This is a genomic window from Kitasatospora indigofera (assembly GCF_014655955.1).
Taxonomy (GTDB): domain Bacteria; phylum Actinomycetota; class Actinomycetes; order Streptomycetales; family Streptomycetaceae; genus Kitasatospora; species Kitasatospora indigofera.
In genome coordinates, this window is the sequence record NZ_BNBO01000003.1 from 322,033 (window position 1) to 340,533 (window position 18,501).

Genomic DNA, 18,501 nt, shown 5'->3' on the forward strand with positions numbered 1-18,501 from the left:
GCGGCCGTGGCCTCCCGTAGGTCAACGACCTGCGGGGTGACCCGTACCCGGGGCTGACCTCCCGCAGGTCAGGGAACGACGGGGTAGACCCGTACGCGGGGCGGTGCTCCGGCGGGTCGCGGAGCGGGGGCCGGGGCAGTCGGCCCGGGTGGGGTCAGAGCCAGCCCTTCTCGCGGGCGATCCGGACGGCTTCCGCGCGGTTGCGGGCGTCGGTCTTCTGGATCGCCATCGAGAGGTAGTTGCGGACCGTCCCCTCGGACAGGTGCAGGCGTCCGGCGATCTCGGCGTTCACCGCGCCGTCCGCGGCGGCGGCGAGGACGTCGCGTTCGCGGGCGGTGAGCGGGTTGGCGCCCTCGGCCAGGGCCGCGGCGGCCAGGGCCGGGTCGATCACCCGCTCGCCGCGCAGCACGCGGCGGATCGCCTCGGCGAGTTCGGCGGCCGGGGCGTCCTTCACCAGGAAGGCGTCGGCGCCAGCCTCCATCGCGCGGCGAAGGTAGCCGGGGCGGCCGAAGGTGGTCGCGATCACGATCTTCGTCTGCGGGCGGCGGGCCCGCAGCAGGGCCGCCGCCTCGATGCCCGTCATGCCGGGCATCTCGATGTCCAGCACGGCGACCTGCACCTCGTGCGCGACCGCCGCGTCCACCACCTCGTCCCCGCGCGCGACCTGCGCGACGACGTCGATGTCCCCCTCCAGCCCGAGCAGTGCGGCCAGCGCCTCCCGGACCATCCCCTGGTCCTCGGCGAGGAGCACGCGCACGGACTGCCCGCCGGTCTGATTCTCACTCATGCGACGACCATAGACCGGCCGGCGCCGGCCGCCGCGGGCGAGCCGCGGGCGGTGACCGCTCAGGCGGTCGGCAGGGGTCCGGAGACCGTCCGCAGCGGTACCAGCGCCCGGAGCCGGAAGCCCCGCCCGCGGGGGCCCGGGCCGGTCTCCAGCCGCCCGCCGACCAGCGCCAGCCGCTCCTCCAGGCCGGAAAGGCCGTTCCCCGGGGCGGACTTGCCGGGCCCCGGGCCGTTGTCGGTGATCTCCAGGACGGCGAAGCGCTCGCCGTCGCCCTCCCAGGTCCGGTCCGCGGTCACCGTGCAGACGGTGGCACCCTCGCCGTGCCGGACCACGTTGGTGACGGCCTCGCGCAGGGCCCAGGCGAGGACCCCGGTCTCGTCGGGGCCGAGTCCGGGCCAGCCGTCGAGCACCGAGGGGCCGGCCTCCAGGGTGACCTGGGCGGCCGCCAACGCCGTCCGGGCGGCGGCGAGTTCGACCGGCAGGGTGGGCCGGCGGAAGCCGCTGACCGCCTCCCGGACGTCCACCAGGGACTGCCGGGCGACCGACTCGATGTCGGCCACCTGCGCCCGCGCCGCCTCCTGCTTGTCCTGGTCCATGAAGCGGCCGGCCAGCTCGCTCTTGAGCGTGATCAGCGACAGCGAGTGGCCCAGCAGGTCGTGCAGGTCCCGGGCGAGGCGCAGCCGTTCCTCCGAGGCCGCCAGGTGCGCGACGGCCGCCCGGGCCTCGCGCAGCTCCTGCATGGTGGCGATCAGCCGCTGCAGGCCGGTCATCGCGAGGCCGCCGAGGAAGCACGGCAGGATGATCGCGGCCAGGGTGTCCGGGTCGGCGCGGATCAGCAGGGCGACGGCGAGGGCGAGCACGGTGGTGGCGCCGACCCCGCGCAGCCCGAGCCGGGGCGGCAGCACGATCGCCACGCAGACCGAGGCGTAGGTGAACAGCGTCAACCAGGCCTCGCCCAGCCCGAAGGAGGTGGCCACGGCCAGCACCAGCATCGACGCGACGAAGGGGTACTTGCCGCGCCAGTCGGCCGGCTTGGTCGAGCGGAGCGCCACCAGGGAGAGGTAGACGGCCAGGAACACCGCGAGCGCCGCCCAGCCCGCGACGGTGGCCGCCGTACCGTGCGTGCCGCCGGTCAAGTCCTTGACCGGGTAGACCAGGTAGATCATCCAGAGCGACATCCAGGCCAGCTTGACCAGGAGTTGGCGCCGGTTCTGCACGGCGGCGCCGGGGAAGTTGACGTAGGGGACCTGCCCCTGGCCCCCCTCCCCGTGGTCGTCGGGGCGGCGGGCCGGGAACGAGGTGGACATGGGCGACATCATGCCTGCTTGGTGTCCTGGCGGTACAGGTGGGCCGCCGCCGCCACGAAGAGCGCGAGGAAGCCCGCCAGTCCGGCCACCGCGACCGTGTCCAGGGTGTGGCCGGGCAGGGTGAAGGAGGCCAACTGGTTGTACAGGTAGACCGGGTTGAACCGGGCGAAGGCCTTCAGCGAGTCGCTCACCGGGAACCAGGTGCCGCCGAAGAGCGCCATCAGCATGTAGACGATCATCACCATGGGCTGCACCGCGTCGGGCTGGGCGGCGTACCCGAGGGCCACGCCGAGGGCGGCGAAGACGAAGCTGCCCAGCCAGAGCGCCAGGCCGAGCCCGAGCCACTGCGCGGCGCCCAGCCGGACGCCCTCGACGGCGCCGATCGCGAACACCACCGCGATGGCGGGCAGGGTGGTGACCGCGCAGGAGGCGATCTTGCCCACGGTGTAGGCGCGTCCGGGCAGCGCGGTCAGCCGCAGTTGCCTGGTCCAGCCGCTCTTGCGCTCCAGCGAGATCCGCTGGGCGCTGCCGGTGAGCACCGCGCCGACGGCGCCGAAGGTGGCCATCGACACCATGAAGTACGACTTGGCGGGGACGCCGCCGGCGACCTCGCCGCCGCTGTAGGCGTTGATGAAGAAGACGTACAGCAGGGCCGGGTAGAGCACCGTGAACATCAGGTACCGCTTGTTGCGCAGCGTGCGCAGGATCTCCAGCCGGATCAGGGTGGTCATCGCACGCTCTCCTTCACGGTCCCGGTGTGCTCGGTGCTCGCGGTGTGCTCGGCGTCCTGGACGTCTTCGGCGTCCTCGGCGTCCCGCTCCCCGGTGATGGTCAGGAAGGCCTGCTCCAGCCCCAGGCCGGTGACCTCCAGGCCGCGCGGGAACAGGCCGGCCCGGTAGAGCCCGGCGACGTCCGCGTCGGCGTCGGTGCTGCGGATCCGGACCGTCCGGACGCCCTCGATCCGGGCGGTGACGTCCAGCGCGACGACGCCCGGCAGCGCGCGCAGCACCTGCTCGTCGACGTCGGCGGCGCCGTCGGCGCTGTGCAGCTCGAAGGTGATCCGGCGGGCGCCCGCCCTGGCCTTGATCTCGGCCGAGGTGCCGTCGGCGATCAGCCGCCCGCGGTGCAGCACCAGCACCCGGTCGGCGACCGAGTCCGCCTCCTCCAGGTAGTGGGTGGCGAAGAGCACCGTCCGCCCTGCGTCGGCCTGGGCCCGCATGCTGGCCCAGAAGGCCTGCCGGACGGAGACGTCCATGCCGGTGGTCGGCTCGTCCAGCACGATCAGGTCGGCGGCGCCGGCGACGGCGAGGGCGAAGCGCACCCGCTGCTCCTGGCCGCCGGAGAGCTTGTCGACCTTGCGCTCGGCGATCCCGGCGATCCCGGCGTCGCGCAGCACCTCGTCGACGCCCCGCCCGCGCGGGTGGACGGCGCAGGCGAACTTCACCAGCTCGCGCACCTTGACGTCGCCCATCAGGCCGCCGCTCTGCAGCATCGCGCCGACCCGGCCGGCCTGCACCGCCGCCCGGGGGGTGCCGCCGAACAGCGTGACACTGCCCCGGTCGGGCTCGCGCAGCCCGAGCAGCAGGTCGAGGCTGCTGGACTTGCCGGCCCCGTTCGGGCCGAGCAGCGCCACCGTCTCGCCGGGGCGCAGCACCAGGTCGAGGCCGTTCACCGCCCTGACCGGGCCGTAGCTCTTGCTGACCTGCCGGAAGGCGGCGACCTCACCGCCCCCGTTCAGTTCCGTCCCGCTGCTCATCCGTCCGGTCCTCTCCTGGCGGGCCGCCCCTCGGCCCGACACCGGTAAGAGTCCCGCTCAGGAGGTGTGCGGCGGCAGTGTGCGCCGTCGTGTCCTCGGTATGACGGATGTCATGGCCGGTGGTGGCGGGCGGTGCCGGCCGGCACCGCCCGCCCCGGCCGGGTCAGCCCGCCAGCGCGCGCTTGATGAAGTCGACCTGGAGCAGCAGCAGGTTCTCCGCGACCTCCTCCTGCGGGGTCATGTGGGTGACTCCGGAGAGCGGCAGCACGGTGTGCGGGCGCCCGGCCGCGAGCAGCGCGGAGGAGAGCCGCAGGGTGTGCGCGGCCACCACGTTGTCGTCCGCCAGCCCGTGGATGATCATCAGCGGCCGCTCCAGGCCGGCCGCGTAGCCGGTCAGCGAGTTGGCCTCGTACACCTCGGGGCGCTCGGCGGGGTGGCCGAGGTAGCGCTCGGTGTAGTGGGTGTCGTAGAGCTCCCAGTCGGTGACGGGGGCTCCGGCGACGGCCGCGTGGAAGACGTCCGGGCGGCGCAGCACGGCGAGCGCGGCCAGGTAGCCGCCGTAGGACCAGCCCCGGATCGCGACCCGGCCGAGGTCCAGCGGGAACTCCTCGGCGAGCGCCGCCAGGGCGTCGGCCTGGTCGTCCAGGGTGGCGCCGGCGAAGTCGAAGGCGATCGACTTCTCCCACTGCGGGCTGCGCCCGGGGGTGCCGCGCCCGTCCGCGACGATCACGGCGAAGCCCTGGTCGGCGAACCACTGCGAGTTCAGGTGCGGGTTGTGGGCCTGGACGACGCGCTGCCCGTGCGGGCCGCCGTACGGGTCCATCAGGACGGGCAGCAGGCCGTCCCGCTCGCGGTCGTAGCCGGTGGGCAGGAAGACGGCGGCCGGGATGCGCCGCTCGCCCGCGAAGCGGAAGACCGGGCGGGCGGTGATCACCGGGGTCTCGGCGTACGAGTCGATGACGGCGATCTCGTCGACCACGACGCCCTCGGGCAGGTCGCGGCCGACCTGGACGACGGCGCCGGGGCGGCCGTGCTCGGCGGTCGAGCGGACGGTGACGCCGGCGGCGTGCACCGCGGTGGTGACGGAGGTGAACGGCTCGCCGTTGGCCGACTCCCAGGAGAGCCGCTTGCCGTCCTGCGAGATCCGGCCCACCGCGACCCAGCCGGGCTCGGGGTCGGTCTCGGCGGCGCCGCCGGAGGCGGTGAAGAAGACCTCCTCGTCGGTGATCGCGAGCACCGAGCGGACGTGCAGGTCGGCCCCGGTGACGGCGTGGTCGCCGACCACCAGCGCGCGGGCGCCGCCCTCGTCGGTGATCCGGACCAGCTTCCCGTCCGGTGTCCAGGCCGGTACGCCGCCGAAGACCTCCAGCCAGGCCTCGTCCTGCTCGGCGTGCAGCACGGTGGTGGCACCGGTCTCGACGTCGACGCCGAGGATCTGCTGGCTGCGCTGGTCGCGGGCCTGCACGAGGAGCAGCGGCGGGCCGCCGGCCGACCAGTGCACCCGCGCCAGGTAGGGGAAGGCCTCCTGGTCCCAGTCGACCTCGACCCGGGTGCCGTCGAGGCCGAGCACCCAGAGGCCCACCTCGGCGTTGTCCGTGCCGGCGGCCGGGTAGGCGATCTCGGCCGGTGCGCTGCCCGGGTTGGCCGGGTCGGCGATCCACCAGCGGGCCACGGGGGTGTCGTCGGCCCGCTCGGCCAGCAGCCGGTCGCTGTCCGGCGACCACCAGTAGCCGCGGTCCCGGCTCATCTCCTCCTGGGCGATGAACTCGGCCTGGCCCCAGGTCAGGCCGGGGCCGTCCGGCTGGGCGAAGGCCCAGTCGGCGCTGCCGTCGGTCCGGGTCAGCCGCAGCTCGCCGCCGGTGGTGGCGTAGGCGACGTAGGCGCCGTCGGGCGAGGGCCGGGGGTCGAGCAGCGGGCCCTCGGCGGGCAGTTCGCGGGCGCTGCCGGTGGTGAGGTCGGTGACGAACAGCCGTCCGGAGAGGGCGAAGGCGGCGAGCCGGCCGGCGCCGTCGAGGGCGTAGCCGACGATGCCGGCGGAGCCTTCGCGGCTGCGCTCGCGGCGGGCCCGCTCGGCCGGGGAGAGGTCCTCCTCGCCGCCGCCGAGCAGGGCGGCCGGGTCGGCGGCGACCTGCTCCAGGCCGGTGGCGGTGTCGAGGGTCCAGAGCAGGTTCGCCCGGTCGCTGCCCGACCGGGAGCGCAGGAAGACGACCCTGGAGCCGTCCGGTGCGACGGTGAAGGACCGGGGGGCTCCGACGGTGTAGCGCAGGGTCCGCGCGTACTGCCGGGGGAAGGTGTCCGCAGGGGTATCGGAGGTCATGGCACCAGACCCTACGACCTTCCGGCGCCGCCGCCCGGCTCATTGCGATCACTCGTTCGGAGCATCCCCGCGAAGAAGGCCCGGAGGGTGCCCGCACCCCTTCCCACCGGCCCATGCGCCCCACTGACGCCCCTGTGCCCCGGGTGATGTCGCCTCACGGTACGTAACGCGGCGCTCACCCGTCGGGTATGACTTGGTCCATCGAGTGATCGTCGGGCCCCGTCCCGGGCCCGGCCCACCCGAACCGCTTGTCCCGCACGGTCCCGACCGCCACCCTCCCCCAGGCGTGGCGCACCCGAGAAGGGGTGTGAGCCGTCATGGCTTTGTCCATCTCCGCCGTCATGCTGATGCTGGTCATCGTGGTGGTGCTGATCCGCCGGTCCAATCTGAAGCTGGCGCACGCGATCATCTGCGCACTGCTCGGCTTCTATCTGGCGTCCAGTTCGATCGCTCCCTCGATCAGTGAGGTCACCAGCAATCTCGCCGGGATGATCAACGGCCTGAAGCTCTGACCGCGCCCCGCCCGGCGGCGGGCCGGGCGGTGGTTAGGCTGCACCCATGACCGCGAATCCCGGCCGCCGCCTGCTCCTGGTGCACGCCCACCCCGACGACGAGTCGATCGGCAACGGGGCGACGATGGCACGCTACGCCGCCGAGGGTGCCCGGGTCACCCTGGTGACCTGCACCCTCGGCGAGGGCGGCGAGGTGATCCCGCCCGAGCTGGCCCGTCTGACGGCGGACCAGGAGGACGCCCTCGGCCCGTACCGGATCGGCGAGCTGGCCCACGCGATGCGGGTGGCCGGCGTCGCCGATTTCCGCTTCCTCGGGGGCGAGGGGCGCTACCGCGACTCCGGGATGATGGGCGTGCCCGACAACGACGTCCCCGGCTGCTTCTGGCGGGCCGACCTCGACGAGGCGGCCGGACACCTGGTGGCGGTGGTCCGCGAGGTCCGTCCGCAGGTGCTGGTGACCTACGACGAGAACGGCGGGTACGGGCACCCCGACCACATCCAGGCGCACCGGGTGGCGATGCGGGCCTACGACCTGGCCGCCGACCCGGAGTTCCGCCCCGACCTGGGCCCGGCCTGGCGGATCGCCAAGGTGTACTGGAACCGGATGCCGCGCTCGGTGCTGGAGCGGGGCCTGGCCGAGGCGGCCGCGAAGGCGCCCTTCCCGGGTGTCGCGCAGCCCTCGGACGTGCCCGGCGTGGTGGACGACGAGCTGGTGACCACGGTGCTGGACGGCGCCGGGTACGCCGGCCGGAAGGCCTCGGCGATGGCCGCGCACGCCACCCAGATCACCGTGGCGGGGGAGTTCTTCGCGCTGAGCAACGACCTGGCCCAGCCGCTGATCGCGACCGAGTACTACCAGCTGGTCCGCGGCGAGGCCGGCCCCGGCCGGCCGGAGACCGACCTCTTCGCGGGGCTGGACACCGAGGACGGCCCCGGTACCCCCCGCTCCGTCACGGCGCACGCCACCACCACAGTCACCGTCACCGAGGAGACCGCCCGATGATCGAGCGCGCCCCGGCCCCGCCCCCCGCCGCCGCCCCGCGCCGCCCCTCGCTGCCGGCCCGGGTGCTCGGCACCCGGGCCGAGCGGCTGGCCGAGCCCCAGCCGCCGACGGCCGGCCGGGTCGCCGCGTACGTCGTGCTGTTCGTGCTGGGCGCGCTGGTCTCGCTCTGCGGAAGCTTCGTGCAGACCTTGTGGACGCCGGCCGGCCTGCTGCTGGCCCTGGCCGCCACCGGCGCGGTGTTCTACGGCGGCCTGCGGGTGACCGGCACCAAGCTCGGCGCGGGCATGCCGCTGGCCGGCTGGTTCCTCGCCCTGATGGTGCTGATGGTGCCGCGCCCCGAGGGCGACTACGTGCTCTGGCCGACCCTCGCCTCGTACGTCTACCTGTTCGGGGGCTCGGTCCTCGGGGTGATCTGCGCCACCCTGCCCACCCGCTCGGGGGGCTTCCTCGGGGTGCCGGGACCGCGTCGCTGAGCCCTGGCGGGGCCTGCCGGTAGCGTGTCCGTACACGATCCTCACGACGAGCAGTCAGGACCGCGCGACCGTAGTCTCATACCGGAGGAACCGGACGTATCAGGTTCTATCCGAAGCAGTTCGCCGCTCAGTTCTTCCCAGTATGGTGGTGCCGCAACAAGCCGCCCCCGCCCCCGACCACTGCCGGGCGGGACCGGCGCGAGAGAATCAGCCAAGACGAAAGAAGCTGGTGTCGGAGGGGACGTCGTCCCGGTCCATCGCCCGGTGGCATCCGCCGGACGGACGGACGGGCACCCCACAACCCGCGGTCGCGCTCCACGGCAGCGACCGCGAACCCGGAGCAGAGCAGCATTGAGCAGCCGCGAATCTGACAACGCCTACCCGACGCCCCGGCGCACGGGCCCGGACGCCTACCCGTCCGGCACCCCGCCGTACGGCACGCCCGGCCTGCCGGGCGGCGCCGACCGGGCGGGCTCGGGCCAGTCCGACACGGCCGGCTCCGCGCCGGCCGAGGGCGGCGGCGACGCCCCGAAGACCGAGACGACGCTGACCACCCGGGTCCGGATCAACATCCCCGGCTCGCGCCCGATCCCGCCGGTGGTGGTCCGCAGCGCCGTCAAGAACGAGGACGCCCCCGAGGCCGGGCCCGCCGAGGCCGCCGAGCCGCCCGGGCCCCGGCACCGCTCGGCGGCCCCCTCCTCCCCCGTGCTCGGGGTGATGGACGGCAGCGCCAGGACGGCCACCCCGCCGAACCTCCCGCCCGAGTGGCAGACCGGCGAGCCGGCCGGCCAGTCGGAGGCCGAGTCGACCGGCGAGTGGTTCCGGCCCCGGCAGAAGAAGGGCGCCGCCGACCCGGCCCCCGCCCCGGTGACGGCGGGCGCCCCCGCGGCCGCCCCCGGCCGGCCCGCCGAGCCCCGCGGCACCGAGCCCGGCCGTCCGGCCGGCGCCCGGCCCGACGCGGCCCGCCCCGGTGCTCCCCGTTCCGAGTCCGGCCGCCCCGGCTCCAACCGCCCCGACGCCGGCCGCAAGGAGCAGGGCCGCCCGAACGGCCAGCGCCCGACGCCGGGCCCGGCACCCACCGGTGCGCCCGCCTCGCCGTTCGCGGGCACCGCCCGCCCGGACGGCGCGGCCAACCCGTTCGACGAGGGCATGCCCGCCGATCCCTTCGCCGCGGACCCGTTCGCCACCGACCCGTTCGCCGCCGACCCGTATCCGGGCGGACCGGCGGCCCCCGGTGCCGCGGACCGCTTCGGCCAGGGCGCCGCCGACCCGCTGCCGTCCCGCCCGCACCCGCAGGGCAACGGCCGGCCGCAGGGCGGCCCGGCCGGCCGGGGCGCGCAGGAGGACACCGCGATCGGCGGCTTCGAGCCGATCCGCGACGATGCCCCGCCCGCCGCCATACCCGGCCTGCCGCAGTCAGGCCTGCCCCGCTCCGGTCCGTACGCCCCGGCCCCGGGCGGCACGGGCGCCGACCCGTTCGCCACCGCCCCCCAGGGCGCCGGCGCGGACCCGTTCGCCACCGCCGCCCCCGGCGGCCGATTCCCGGGCGGCGCGGCCGGAGCTCCCGACCCGTTCGCCCCGGCCGCGCCGGGCCACCCGTCCGACCAGGGCGCGGCGTTCGGCTCCGAGCAGCCGTTCCCGCCGGGCGCCCCGTACGGGAACGGCGCCGGCCGCCCCGGTGCGGGCTCCCCGGCCGGTGCCCCCGCCGGCGGCCGCCCGGCCCCGGCCGCGCCGGCCGGCGAGAAGCCCGCCGACAGGGCGGCCGACAAGCCCGCACCGAAGGCCGCACCGGCCAAGCGCCGCGGCAAGGCCTCCAAGCTGGTCGTCTACGGCATCGGCTTCCTGCTCTTCGCCGGCGCCGCCGCGTACGGCACCGGGCTGATGCTCAACCAGGCGGACGTGCCCAAGGGCACCGTGGTGCTCGGCACCGACATCGGCGGCAGCAGCCGTGACCAGGCGATCCACCAGCTGGAGGACACCGTCGGCAAGGCCGGCCAGCAGCCGGTGAAGCTGAAGATCGGCGAGCAGACGCTCGACCTCGACCCGACGGCCGCCGGGCTGAGCTTCGACACCACCGGCACGGTGGACGGGCTGACCCAGCACAGCTACAGCCCGGTCGACGTGATCAACTCGCTGAAGGGCGGCGAGAAGGCCGTCCCGCCGCTGGTCAAGGTGGACCGGGCCAAGCTGAAGGCGGCGCTGGACGCGCTGGCGGCGAGCTCCGGCCAGGGGCTGCAGGAGGGCTACGTCAAGTTCACCGAGGCCGGCGAGGTCGTCGTGGTGCCCGGCAAGGCCGGTCAGGCCGTGGACTCCACCGCCGCCGTCGAGCAGGTCGAGCAGGCCTACCGGGACCGCGCCGCGGGCAAGCCGGAGACCCCGATCAACCTGCCGGTCGCCGCGGCCCAGCCGAAGGTCTCCCCGCAGGCCCTGCAGGCCGCCGCGGACAGCCTCGGCAAGTCCGTGCTGAACGGCCTCGTGCACGTCACGGCGGGGACCAAGAAGTTCGACTTCGGCAAGGCGACGGCCGCCAAGGCGCTCACGCTGGCCCCGGACGCCTCCGGCAACATCGTGCCCAAGTGGGACTACGACCAGCTGGGCGGCGCGATCGGCGGCATCTTCGACAAGCTGAAGGCCCGCAAGGCCGGCGCCCTGGCGCCGATCACCGCGCAGGACGTGGCGGACGGCATCACCTCCGTCCTGGACAAGACGGGCGACAAGGACCGCACCTTCAAGTTCACCACCACCTGACGTATCGTCATACGCAGCGAGAGCCGGGGTCCCGATCGGGGCTCCGGCTCCTCGCTTTGGCGGGCCGCGACTACGCAGTGACACGATGTCGCTCACCCAGTGTCATGGTGGCGGCCGATAAGGCGTGCACTTACCGCCAGTGGCGGGAATTCGCCAGGTGCGTCCGATAAACGGACGGATGAGTACGTCCAGATTCGCCCGAAAAGTCCGACGTATTCACTGTACTTCAGCTGTTATTCAGCCACCGTCACACTGTCCGCAGAGCGCATAACAGCGCCCGCGTTACGGATGTGTGAACAGTTATTGTCCATATTTGCCCCTGTACGCCCGTGCGCCGGACGCGGCGTCAAGTCCCCTTTGACAACGACCTGATGGATCTTGCAGGACGAAGTGGAAATGTCGCTTCCGTGAACTTCCGACCCCTTGACGTTCGATAAACGGCTTGCCAGAGTCCGTTCAACCAACTTCTTGCGGCCGCTACATCCCGGGCGGGAGCTCCACCACCATGACCAACCCCACTAAGGCGTCGGCCGAGTCCGAGACAGTCGTCTCGCCGGCCACCCCTGATGCCGCCGGCGCCGCGCCGGCGAAGGCGTTCCAGGGGCTCTCGCCCCGCACCATCGCCTGGCGCCGGTTCCGGCGCGACCGCACCGGTGTGATTTCCGCCCTCGTCGTCCTGTTCTTCGTCCTGGTCGCGCTCACCGCACCGCTGATCTCCGCGATCTACGGCAAGGACCCGTACACGCTGTACGGCCAGGACCAGAGCGGCCTGCTCAACGACTACGGCTTCCCGATCGCGCCCAACGGCGGCATGAGCGGCGAGTACTGGTTCGGCCTGGAGCCCTCGCTCGGCCGCGACGTCTTCACCCAGCTGGTGTACGGCATCCGCACCTCGCTGCTGATCGCCCTCGCCGCGACCGTGCTGAGCACCGCCATCGGCGCCGCGATCGGTGTCGCGGCCGGCTACCTGGGCGGCAAGTTCGACTACCTCGTGGGCCGGACCATCGACGTGCTGATGTCCTTCCCGTCCACCCTGTTCTTCATCGCCTTCATGCCGGTGGTGTTCGCGGCCTTCTACCGCCCGGACGAGAGCATCCCCTCCTGGGCCCGGGCCTTCGTCCTGGTCGTCGTGCTGGTGGTGTTCGGCTGGGCGGGCCTGGCCCGGCTGCTGCGCGGCTCCGTGCTCTCGCTGCGCGAGCGGGAGTTCGTCGAGGCCGCCAAGGTCACCGGCGCCTCCCCGATGCGGATCATCTTCAAGGAGATCATGCCGAACCTGGGGACCCCGATCCTCATCCAGGCGACGCTCTCCCTGCCCGCCCTCGTCACCGCCGAGGCCGCCCTGTCCTTCCTCGGCGTCGGCATCATCGAGCCGACCCCGGACTGGGGCCGCATGATCCAGCGCGGCACCGAGATCTACGGCGACGACATCACCTATCTGATCTTCCCCGGCCTCTCGATGGTGATCTTCGTGCTCGCCTTCAACCTGCTCGGGGACTCGGTCCGGGACGCACTCGACCCGAAGACCAAGCGCTGACGCACCGTCGCCAAGGCGCCGCACACCCTCACATCGATCATTCAGCGCAGGCTTCGGCAGTCCGCCGTGCCTCCGTGCCCACCAGCCGGTTACCGAACAGGCAGGACGACATGATTTCTCGCAAGACCCTCCGGGCCGCGGCCGCGGTAGTCGCCGTCGGCACCCTCACCCTCACGGCCTGCAGCAGCGGCGGCGGCGGTGGCTCGAAGAGCTCCGACGCCAAGGGCGGCAAGCTCTCCGACCAGGCCCAGGTCAGCGTCGGCACCGCAGCCGACTCCCAGGGCCCGGCGAAGGCCGTCGAGGGCGCGAAGGCCGGTGGCACGGTCAAGGACATCGAGCGTGACGACTTCGAGCACCTCGACCCGGCCCAGGTGTACACCAACACCGGCTCCAACTTCTCCCAGCTGATCACCCGCGGCCTGACCGGCTACAAGCAGGAGGGCAGCAAGGTCACCCTGGTCGGCGACCTCGCCACCGACGCCGGCAAGCCCTCCGACGGCGGCAAGACCTGGACCTTCACCCTGAAGGACGGCGTCAAGTGGGAGAACGGCGAGGCCATCACCTCCGCCGACGTCAAGCACAGCATCGAGCGCACCTTCGCGCCGTTCATCACCCAGGGCGCCAGCTACGTCCAGCAGTGGCTCACCAACCAGGACTACCGCAAGGCCTACGAGGGCCCCTACGGCGGCAAGCACCTGGACAACGTCATCGCCCAGGACCCGAAGACCATCGTCTTCAAGTTCGACAAGCCGCACGCGGACTTCAACTACGCGATGGCCATGACCACCTACGCGGTCGTCTCCGAGAAGGGTGACACCAAGGAGGAGTACGACAAGAAGCCGCTCTCCAGCGGCCCGTACAAGATCGTCGACCGGGTCACCGACAAGACGCTGACCCTGGAGCGGAACACCAACTGGGACGCGAAGACGGACCCGATCCGCAACGCCTACCCGGACAAGTGGAACTTCGAGTTCGGCTTCCAGGCCATCCCGGCCACCGACAAGCTGATCGCCGCCGACAAGGGCGAGGACCAGACGACCATGTCGTTCTACGCCTCGACCGCCGGTGACCGCCTGCAGAAGGTGCTCGGCGACGCCAGCCTGAAGGACCGTCTGGTCAAGGGCAACAGCCCGTACGCCGACTACTACTGGATCAACAACAAGCGGATCACCAACCAGAAGGTCCGCGAGGCGCTCATCCAGGCCTGGCCGCTGCAGCAGATCCGCCAGACCGAGGGTGGCCCGGACACCGGCGACTACTCGCGCTCGCTGCTGAACCCGACCGTCGCCGGCTTCCAGGAGACGGACGTCTGGGGCAAGATCGCCAAGCCCGAGGGTGACCCGGACAAGGCCAAGGCCCTCCTCAAGGAGGCCGGCGCCGAGAACCAGAAGATCGTCTACGCGTACAACAACACCCCGAAGCAGCAGCAGATCTCGGTCGTCATCGAGTCCGCGCTGAAGAAGGCCGGCTTCGACGTCGTCATCAAGCCGATCGACACCAAGACCTGGTACGACGAGATCAGCAAGGTCGACAAGGAGATCGACGTCTTCTGGGGCGGCTGGGGCGCCGACTGGCCGACCGGCGCCACCGTGCTGCCGGTGCTCTTCGACGGCCGCACCATCGCCGACGGCTCGCAGAACTACTCCAACTTCAACGACCCGGAGATCAACGCCGAGATCGACCGGATCATGGCCCTCTCCGACTCGGCCGAGCAGAACAAGGCCTGGGGCGCGCTGGACAAGAAGATCCTGGAGAAGGCCCCGGCCATCCCCGGCATCACCAACAAGTTCTACATCCTGCACGGCTCCAAGATCGGCGGCGCCGAGTACGACCCGCTGGGCCAGATCATCAGCCCGAACAAGGTCTTCCTGAAGCCGTGACCCCGCTCCACCGGTAGTCCCACGGTGTCCGCCGCCCCGACCGGGCGGCGGACACCGCGCCACCCGACCGCATCCGACCGGGCGGCACCCAGCACCCAGCCACCCAGCTGCCGGCCGCCGACCGCCCCCCGCTCAGCCCGGCTCTGACACCCGATCAGGAGATCACGCTCCCATGTTCCGCTTCCTTGTGCGCCGGATGCTAGGTGCGGGCGCGATCCTATTGATCATCAGCGCCATCACCTTCTGCCTCTTCTACGCCGTGCCGGCCGACCCCGCACGGTCGTTCTGCGGCAAGATCTGCTCCCCCACGGACCTGGAGACCGTCCGGACCAACCTGGGGATGAACGAGGCGCTGCCGCTGCAGTACTGGCACTGGTTCGTGGCGCTGTTCGTCGGCCGCACCTACCCCGCCTGGGGCGACTGCGCGGCCCCCTGCCTCGGGTACTCGTTCACCAACCACGAGCCCGTCCTCGCGACCATCCTGGACCGCTTCCCCACCACCATCTCGCTGACCCTCGGCGCGGCCGTGGTCTTCCTGGTGCTGGGCGTCGGCGCCGGCATGCTCGCCGCGCACAAGCAGGGCAGCCTGCTCGACAAGTCGGCCAGCGCCATCTCGCTGACCTTCTCCTCGATGCAGATCTACTTCATCGGCACCCTGGCGATGTACTTCCTCGTCCGCCAGACCGGCATCCTGCCCGAGCCGCACGACGGCTCGATCACCGAGGACCCGGGGGCCTGGTTCAGCGGCCTGCTGCTCCCGTGGATCGTGCTCGCCCTGATCTTCACCGCGAACTACACCCGGATGACGCGCTCGTCGATGATCGAGCAGCTCTCCGAGGACCACGTCCGCACCGCCCGCGCCAAGGGCATGCCCGGCCGGACGGTCTTCCTGCGGTACGCCTGGCGCGGCTCGCTCGGCCAGATCATCACCATCCTGGGCATCGACCTCGGCTCGCTGCTGGGTGGCGCGATCATCACCGAGACCACCTTCAACCTGCACGGCATCGGCCGGCTCTCCATCGACGCCGTGGTCGACAACGACCTGCCGATGCTGATGGCCGTGGTCGTCGTCGCCGCCGGGCTGATCGTCCTCTTCAACATCATCGTGGACGCCGCGTACGCCCTCATCGACCCCCGAATCCGACTGGCATGAGCACCGTGAACCCCGCCGCGCGCCGCACGACCCACCGAGGAGTCCGCCCGTGACCACCCAGGCCCAGTCCCAGGCCTCGACCGACCGGAGCCCGGCCGGGCCGTTCCTCTCCGTCGACGACCTCCAGGTGCGCTTCAGGACCGAGGACGGCGTCGTCAAGGCGGTCGACGGCCTCTCCTTCGACCTGGAGAAGGGCTCGACGCTCGGCATCGTCGGCGAGTCCGGCTCCGGCAAGTCGGTGACCAACCTGGCCATCCTCGGCCTGCACCACCGCAAGGCCACCGAGATCACCGGTCCATCAAGCTGGACGGCGAGGAGCTGGTCGGCCGCACCGACCGCGAGCTGGAGCACCTGCGCGGCCGGAAGATGGCCATGATCTTCCAGGACCCGCTGACCGCCCTCTCGCCGTACTACACGATCGGCCGGCAGATCGGCGAGACGTACAGCAAGCACACCGGCGCGAGCAAGAAGGAGGCCCGCGACCGGGCCGTCGAGATGCTCACCCGGGTCGGCATCCCGCAGCCCTCGCTGCGGGTCGACGACTACCCGCACCAGTTCTCCGGCGGCATGCGCCAGCGCGCGATGATCGCCATGTCGCTGGTCTGCGACCCCGACCTGCTGATCGCCGACGAGCCGACCACCGCCCTGGACGTCACCGTCCAGGCGCAGATCCTCGACCTGCTGAAGGACCTCCAGCAGGAGCTCGGCACCGCGATCATCATGATCACCCACGACCTCGGCGTGATCGCCCGCACCGCCCACGACGTGATGGTGATGTACGCCGGCCGGGCCGTGGAGCGCGGCACCGTCCGCGAGGTCCTCAAGGCCCCCCAGCACCCCTACACCTGGGGCCTGCTGTCCTCGATGCCCAGCCTCGGCGGCCCGCTGGACGTACCGCTGCGCCCGGTGCGCGGCACCCCGCCGAGCCTGATCAACATGCCCAAGGGCTGCCCCTTCAACCCGCGCTGCGACCACCAGGAGCAGGTCCTCGGCGGGAAGTGCTCCACCGAGCGCCCGCTGCTCGCGCCCGCCACCGGGCACGCCACGGCCTGCCACCTCACCCTGGACCGGCAGCAGGACATCTTCATCAACCAGATCCAGCCGCGGCTCGGCTGAACGGGACGGGCAAGAGACCATGAGCGACCAACTGACCCTCGGCAAGGCCGAAGGCTCCCCCGCCGGCCCGGCCGGTGAGCCGCTGCTGCAGATGAGCGGCCTGCAGAAGCACTTCCCCGTCAACGGCGGGTTCATCTTCAAGCGCCGGATCGGCTCGGTGCACGCGGTCGACGGCGTCGACCTGACGGTGCACGCCAACGAGTCGGTCGGCCTGGTCGGCGAGTCCGGCTGCGGCAAGTCCACCACCGGCCGCCTGGTCACCCGGCTGCTGGAGCCGACCGGCGGCTCGATCCGCTACGCCGGCCAGGACATCACGCACGCCTCCCGCAAGGAGCTGGCGCCGGTCCGGTCCGAGATCCAGATGATCTTCCAGGACCCGTACTCCTCGTTGAACCCCCGGCACACCGTGGGCTCCATCATCGGCGCCCCGATGGAGATCAACGGCATCAAGCCGGCCGGCGGCATCCAGCGCCGGGTGCAGGAGCTGCTGGAGACGGTCGGCCTCAACCCGGAGCACTTCAACCGGTTCCCGCACGAGTTCTCCGGCGGCCAGCGCCAGCGGATCGGCGTCGCCCGCGCGCTGTCGCTCAGCCCCAAGCTGATCGTCGCCGACGAGCCGGTCTCGGCGCTCGACGTCTCGATCCAGGCCCAGGTGGTCAACCTGCTGCAGCAGCTGCAGAAGGACCTCGGCATCGCCTTCCTGTTCATCGCGCACGACCTCTCCATCGTGCGGCACTTCTCGCAGCGGGTCGCGGTGATGTACCTCGGCAAGATCGTCGAGATCGCCGACCGCAAGTCGCTGTACGAGAGCCCCCGGCACCCGTACACCCACGCGCTGCTCTCGGCCGTCCCCGAGGCCGACCCGGACGACCACCGCGAGCGGATCCGGCTGACCGGCGACGTGCCCTCGCCGGTCAACCCGCCCTCGGGCTGCCGCTTCCGCACCCGCTGCTGGAAGGCCCAGGACAAGTGCGCCACCGAGGAGCCGCCGCTGGTGCAGCTCTCCGGCAGCCTGGACAGCCACCTGACGGCCTGCCACTTCCCGGAGGGGCCCAGCACCGCCGAGCTGTCCGCGAAGGCCGCCACGGACCTCCTGCCGGGCCAGCGCGAGGGCGGCCTGGTCTGATCCGGCGGCGCCGGCGTACGCAGCACCACCTGAACCGAGGCCCGGGGGCACCCCCCGGGCCTCGGCCGTTCCCGCGCCCGGACCCGGGCGGCCCGGCCCGCTGCACCGCCCGGCAGCCCGGCCCGGTGGCCCGGCCCCGGGCGCGCCGGCGCGGACGCACCGCCCGGACGCCAGAGGGCCGCGGTCGCCCGACGGCGACCGCGGCCCTCTGTTCGTCCCCGTCCGGTCAGCCCGCCCCCACCACGTCCCGGACCTGCGCGAAGTGGCAGGCGGAGTCGTGCGCCGCCGGGCCCTTCAGCAACTCCGGCGCGGCCAGCAGCGGCTCCTCGGTCGCGCAGCGCTCCTCGGCCTTCCAGCAGCGGGTGCGGAAGCGGCAGCCCGACGGCGGGTTGGCCGGCGAGGGCAGGTCCCCGCTGAGCAGGATCCGCTCCCGGTTCTCCCGGCCGGTCGGGTCCGGCACCGGCACCGCCGAGAGCAGCGCCTGGGTGTAGGGGTGGGTCGGGAAGGAGTAGATCTGCTCCTCGGTCCCGATCTCGACCATCTTGCCGAGGTACATCACGCCGACCCGGTCGGAGATGTGCCGGACGATCGAGAGGTCGTGCGCGATGAACATGTACGACAGGTCGAACTCGGTCTGCAGCTGCTCCAGCAGGTTGATCACCTGCGCCTGGACGGACACGTCCAGGGCCGAGACCGGCTCGTCGCAGATGATGATCTCCGGCTTGAGCGCCAGCCCGCGGGCGATGCCGATGCGCTGGCGCTGGCCGCCGGAGAACTGGTGCGGGTACC

At 72.5% G+C, this 18,501-nt stretch carries 14 protein-coding genes and 1 pseudogene; 9 read left to right on the plus strand and 6 right to left on the minus strand.

What is annotated here, in order from left to right; all coding sequences use genetic code 11:
* Positions 1-154: 154 nt before the first annotated feature.
* The 5 genes from IE329_RS05145 to IE329_RS05165 all read right to left on the minus strand — a co-directional run bounded on the left by IE329_RS05145 (position 155) and on the right by IE329_RS05165 (position 6,167).
* Positions 155-787, minus strand: a complete 633-nt coding sequence (locus tag IE329_RS05145) for a response regulator transcription factor (RefSeq protein ID WP_190209563.1) — start codon at positions 785-787, stop codon at positions 155-157.
* Between the two features lie 59 nt (positions 788-846).
* Positions 847-2,094 (minus strand): sensor histidine kinase, encoded by a 1,248-nt coding sequence (locus IE329_RS05150; RefSeq protein WP_190209564.1) that lies wholly within the window; start codon positions 2,092-2,094, stop codon positions 847-849.
* An 8-nt stretch (positions 2,095-2,102) separates the two neighbouring features.
* On the minus strand, positions 2,103-2,825 hold the full coding sequence (locus tag IE329_RS05155; protein ID WP_190209565.1) for an ABC transporter permease: 723 nt from the start codon (positions 2,823-2,825) through the stop codon (positions 2,103-2,105).
* Complete coding sequence (locus IE329_RS05160; RefSeq protein WP_190209566.1) at positions 2,822-3,850, minus strand: ABC transporter ATP-binding protein; 1,029 nt, start codon at positions 3,848-3,850, stop codon at positions 2,822-2,824. The genes IE329_RS05155 and IE329_RS05160 overlap by 4 nt, the downstream gene beginning before the upstream one ends.
* Positions 3,851-4,013: 163 nt before the next feature.
* The gene (locus tag IE329_RS05165; protein ID WP_190209567.1) at positions 4,014-6,167 is read right to left on the minus strand and encodes a S9 family peptidase; all 2,154 of its coding nucleotides are present in this window, start codon (positions 6,165-6,167) and stop codon (positions 4,014-4,016) included.
* 317 nt (positions 6,168-6,484) lie between these two features.
* Here IE329_RS05165 and IE329_RS05170 point away from each other — a divergent pair, with 317 nt between their 5' ends.
* From IE329_RS05170 to IE329_RS05210, 9 genes and pseudogenes are all read left to right on the plus strand, one after another.
* Positions 6,485-6,679 carry a DUF2304 family protein gene (locus IE329_RS05170; protein ID WP_073926270.1) on the plus strand — a complete coding sequence of 65 codons (195 nt, stop codon included), beginning with the start codon at positions 6,485-6,487 and terminating at the stop codon, positions 6,677-6,679.
* Positions 6,680-6,725: 46 nt separating this feature from the next.
* Complete coding sequence (gene mshB / locus IE329_RS05175; protein ID WP_190209568.1) at positions 6,726-7,682, plus strand: N-acetyl-1-D-myo-inositol-2-amino-2-deoxy-alpha-D-glucopyranoside deacetylase; 957 nt, start codon at positions 6,726-6,728, stop codon at positions 7,680-7,682.
* Positions 7,679-8,155 carry a DUF6113 family protein gene (locus IE329_RS05180; protein WP_229927175.1) on the plus strand — a complete coding sequence of 159 codons (477 nt, stop codon included), beginning with the start codon at positions 7,679-7,681 and terminating at the stop codon, positions 8,153-8,155. The genes mshB and IE329_RS05180 overlap by 4 nt, the downstream gene beginning before the upstream one ends.
* A gap of 351 nt (positions 8,156-8,506) precedes the next feature.
* On the plus strand, positions 8,507-10,903 hold the full coding sequence (locus IE329_RS41410; protein WP_190209569.1) for a peptidoglycan binding domain-containing protein: 2,397 nt from the start codon (positions 8,507-8,509) through the stop codon (positions 10,901-10,903).
* A 505-nt stretch (positions 10,904-11,408) separates the two neighbouring features.
* Positions 11,409-12,437 carry an ABC transporter permease gene (locus IE329_RS05190; protein WP_190209570.1) on the plus strand — a complete coding sequence of 343 codons (1,029 nt, stop codon included), beginning with the start codon at positions 11,409-11,411 and terminating at the stop codon, positions 12,435-12,437.
* Between the two features lie 110 nt (positions 12,438-12,547).
* On the plus strand, positions 12,548-14,317 hold the full coding sequence (locus IE329_RS05195) for an ABC transporter substrate-binding protein (protein WP_190209571.1): 1,770 nt from the start codon (positions 12,548-12,550) through the stop codon (positions 14,315-14,317).
* Positions 14,318-14,489: 172 nt separating this feature from the next.
* Complete coding sequence (locus IE329_RS05200; protein WP_190209572.1) at positions 14,490-15,470, plus strand: ABC transporter permease; 981 nt, start codon at positions 14,490-14,492, stop codon at positions 15,468-15,470.
* 49 nt (positions 15,471-15,519) lie between these two features.
* Positions 15,520-16,586: pseudogene (locus tag IE329_RS05205) on the plus strand (ABC transporter ATP-binding protein).
* Between the two features lie 19 nt (positions 16,587-16,605).
* Positions 16,606-17,712 carry an ABC transporter ATP-binding protein gene (locus tag IE329_RS05210; protein ID WP_190209573.1) on the plus strand — a complete coding sequence of 369 codons (1,107 nt, stop codon included), beginning with the start codon at positions 16,606-16,608 and terminating at the stop codon, positions 17,710-17,712.
* Positions 17,713-17,938: 226 nt separating this feature from the next.
* Here the strand turns inward: IE329_RS05210 and IE329_RS05215 are convergent.
* A partial coding sequence (locus tag IE329_RS05215; protein WP_190209574.1) for an oligopeptide/dipeptide ABC transporter ATP-binding protein occupies positions 17,939-18,501 on the minus strand: 563 nt, incomplete at its 5' end.